The organism is Sphaerotilus sp., assembly GCF_041083715.1.
Classification (GTDB): Bacteria; Pseudomonadota; Gammaproteobacteria; order Burkholderiales; family Burkholderiaceae_C; genus Sphaerotilus.
The window spans coordinates 1-3,393 of the sequence record NZ_JBFPGY010000107.1; the positions used below are offsets into that span (position 1 = coordinate 1).

The window sequence follows — 3,393 nt, forward strand, 5'->3', positions numbered from 1 at the left end:
GTTTCTGGAAGTCGTAGACACCCAGCGGCGACGAGAACCGCGCCGTGCCCGAGGTCGGCAGCACATGGTTCGGGCCGGCGCAGTAGTCGCCCAGCGATTCGCTGGTGTACGCGCCCAGGAAGATCGCACCGGCGTGGCGCAGCAGCGGCTCCCAGCGGTGCGGATCGGACGAGCTGACTTCGAGGTGTTCCGGGGCGATGCGGTTGCTGATCGCGCAGGCTTCGTCCATGTCCCGCGTCAGGATCAGCGCGCCGCGGCCTTCCAGCGAGGCCCGGATCACGTCACGGCGCGGCATGCCGTCGATCAGGCGGTCGATCTCGGCCTGCACCTTCGCGATGTAGTCCGCGTCCGGGCACAGCAGGATGGACTGCGCGAGTTCGTCGTGCTCGGCCTGGCTGAACAGGTCCATCGCCACCCAGTCGGGCGGCGTGGTGCCGTCGGCCAGCACGAGGATTTCCGATGGGCCGGCGATCATGTCGATGCCAACCTGGCCGAAGACACGCCGCTTGGCGCTCGCCACGTAGGCGTTGCCGGGGCCGGTGACCTTGTCCACGCGCGGCACGGTCGCCGTCCCGTAGGCCAGCGCGCCGACCGCCTGCGCGCCGCCGATCGTGAACGCGCGGCTCACGCCGGCCACGTAGGCAGCGGCCAGCACCAGCGCGTTCTTCTCGCCCTTGGGTGTGGGCACGACCATGATGATCTCGCCGACCCCCGCGACATGCGCCGGGATCGCGTTCATCAGCACCGACGACGGGTACGCCGCCTTGCCGCCGGGCACGTAGATGCCGACGCGGTCCAGCGGCGTGACCTTCTGGCCGAGCAGCGTGCCGTCCTCGTCGCGGTACTGCCAGCTCAGGCCGCACGCCTGCAACTGCCGCTCGTGGTAGCTGCGCACACGCTGGGCCGCCGCCTCGAGCGCGTGGCGCTGCGCGGGCGTGATCGCCTCGAACGCGGCTTTCAGCTCCTCGCGGGTCAGCTCCAGCGCGGCCATCGACTCGGCCTGCATGCCGTCGAAGCGGTTCGTGTACTCGATCACTGCCGCATCGCCGCGCTGCTGCACATCCTGCAGGATCGCCGCCACGCGCTCCTCGATCGCATGGTCCGTTTCCGCCGACCAGTGCAGCACGCGCTGGAACTCGGCTTCGAAGTCCGGGGCGGCGGTGTTCAGGTGGCGGACAGCGACGGGAGACATGGCGGGTCTTTCTTCAGTCTTTGGGAATGGCAGAGGCAAAGGCGTCGATCAGCGGTCGGAGCTGGTCGCGCTTGAGCTTGAGCGCGGCCTGGTTGACGACGAGGCGCGACGAGATCTGCATGAACGGCTCGACCTCGACGAGGTGGTTCGCCACCAGCGTCTTGCCGGTGGAGACCAGATCGACGATGGCGTCGGCCAGCCCGGTCAGCGGCGCGAGTTCCATCGAGCCGTACAGCTTGATCAGGTCGACGTGCACGCCCTTGTCGGCGAAGTGCTGGCGGGCGATGGCCGTGTACTTGGTCGCCACGCGGATGCGCGAACCTTGCTTCACGGCCGCCGCGTAGTCGAAGCCTTCGCGCACCGCCACGCTCATGCGGCACTTGGCGATGTTCAGGTCCAGCGGCTGGTACAGGCCCTGGCCGCCGTGTTCGATCAGGATGTCCTTGCCGGCCACGCCGAGGTCGGCGCCGCCGTACTGCACATAGGTCGGCACGTCGGTGGCACGCACCAGCACGACCTGCACATCCGACCGGTTCGTCGGCAGGATCAGCTTGCGGGACTTCTCGGGGTCTTCCAGCACCTCGATGCCGGCCGCGGCCAGCAGCGGCAGCGTCTCCTCGAAGATCCGGCCCTTGGACAGCGCCAGCGTGATCATCCCGTTCGTGGGTGCGTTCGTGGCTGCGTTCGTGCTCATGCCGGAACCCTTTCGATGTCCGCGCCGATGCCGCGCAGCTTCACTTCCATGGCGTCGTAGCCACGGTCGAGGTGGTAGATGCGGTCCACGGTGGTCACGCCGTCGGCGACCAGCCCGGCGATCACCAGCGACGCCGAGGCACGCAGGTCGGTCGCCATCACGGTCGCACCCGACAGGCGCGGAATGCCTTCGACCAGCGCCGTGTGGCCGTCCACGGCGATGTGCGCACCCAGCCGGACCAGCTCGTTGACGTGCATGAACCGGTTCTCGAAGATCGTCTCGGTCACGCGCGCCACGCCCTCGGCGATGCAGTTCACGGCCATGAACTGCGCCTGCATGTCGGTCGGGAACAGCGGGTGCTCGCTGGTGCGGAAGCTCACCGCCTTGGGCCGGCCGTTCATCTGCACGCGGATCGAGTCAGTGCCGGCCTCGACGGTGACACCGGCTTCGCGCAGCTTGGTGATCACGGCGTCCAGGTGGCTCGCATCGGCGCGGCGCAGCGTCACGTCACCGCCCGCTGCGGCGACGGCGCACAGGAAGGTGCCAGCCTCGATGCGGTCCGGAATGATCTGGTGCGGCACCTTCGGCGCGTGCAGCCGCTCGACGCCGGTGATGCGCAGGCGGCTGGTGCCGCGGCCTTCGATCTGCGCGCCCATCGACACCAGCAGATCGACGAGGTCGGTGATCTCCGGCTCCTGCGCGGCGTTTTCCAGCACCGTCTCGCCGTCGGCCAGCGTCGCGGCCATCAGCAGGTTCTCGGTACCGGTGACGGTGACCATGTCGGTGGTGATGCGGGCGCCCTTCAGGCGCGGCGTGGCGGTGGCGTGGATGTAGCCGTGCTCGACGCGGATCTCGGCGCCCATCGCCAGCAGGCCCTTGATGTGCTGGTCCACTGGCCGCGAGCCGATCGCGCAACCGCCGGGCAGCGACACCCGCGCCACGCCGAAACGCGCCAGCAACGGGCCGAGCACCAGGATGGACGCGCGCATCGTCTTCACGAGCTCGTAGGTCGCCTCGGTGGAGGTGATGTTCGAGGCGTCGACGGTGACGATGCCGGGCGTGGCCGGATCGCGCGTGGAGGTGGCGCCGAGCTGCGCGAGCACCTTCAGCGTGGTCGAGACGTCCTTCAGGCCCGGCACATTGGCCAGCGTGACCGGCTCGGCCGTCAGCAGCGCCGCGCACAGCTCGGGCAGGGCGGCGTTCTTGGCGCCGGAGATCGTGACCTCACCCTGGAGGGTGCGGCCGCCGCGAATCAGGAGCTTGTCCATGGAGGTGTGCGTGTGCTTGCGAGGGGCTCATGCCGCGGTGCGGGCTGGCCTGTCGCACACCGGGGCCGGCATGCACACGCCCGCGCCGCAGCCTGAGGCCGCGCGCGGTGGTCAATGGTGGTGGGTGACGGGGCTGGCCGGCGCTGCGCCGTCCTTGGCCCATTCGGCGGGGGTGAGCGTCTTCATCGACAGTGCATGGATCTCTTCGCGCATGCGCTCGCCCAGCGCGGCATAGACGA

The 3,393-nt window shown here is 69.4% G+C and carries 4 protein-coding genes; all 4 read right to left on the reverse strand.

Going from position 1 to position 3,393, the window contains the following annotated elements; translation table 11 throughout:
* The coding region (gene hisD, locus AB3X43_RS05335; RefSeq protein WP_369428833.1) for a histidinol dehydrogenase at positions 1–1,192 on the reverse strand (1,192 nt) is incomplete at its 3' end.
* Positions 1,193–1,205: 13 nt separating this feature from the next.
* Complete coding sequence (hisG, locus tag AB3X43_RS05340; protein ID WP_369428835.1) at positions 1,206–1,847, reverse strand: ATP phosphoribosyltransferase; 642 nt, start codon at positions 1,845–1,847, stop codon at positions 1,206–1,208.
* 35 nt (positions 1,848–1,882) lie between these two features.
* A complete protein-coding gene (murA, locus tag AB3X43_RS05345) occupies positions 1,883–3,154 on the reverse strand; it encodes a UDP-N-acetylglucosamine 1-carboxyvinyltransferase (protein WP_369428834.1) in 1,272 nt (423 codons plus the stop codon).
* A gap of 111 nt (positions 3,155–3,265) precedes the next feature.
* Positions 3,266–3,393, reverse strand: a 128-nt coding sequence (locus AB3X43_RS05350) for a BolA/IbaG family iron-sulfur metabolism protein (RefSeq protein ID WP_369428836.1), incomplete at its 5' end; no start/stop codon positions are given.

Excerpts from the sequence above, each read along its gene's own strand:
- hisG (WP_369428835.1), bottom strand. The coding sequence starts at position 1,847 with ATGATCACGCTGGCGCTGTCCAAGGGCCGGATCTTCGAGGAGACGCTG.
- murA (WP_369428834.1), bottom strand. The coding sequence starts at position 3,154 with ATGGACAAGCTCCTGATTCGCGGCGGCCGCACCCTCCAGGGTGAGGTC.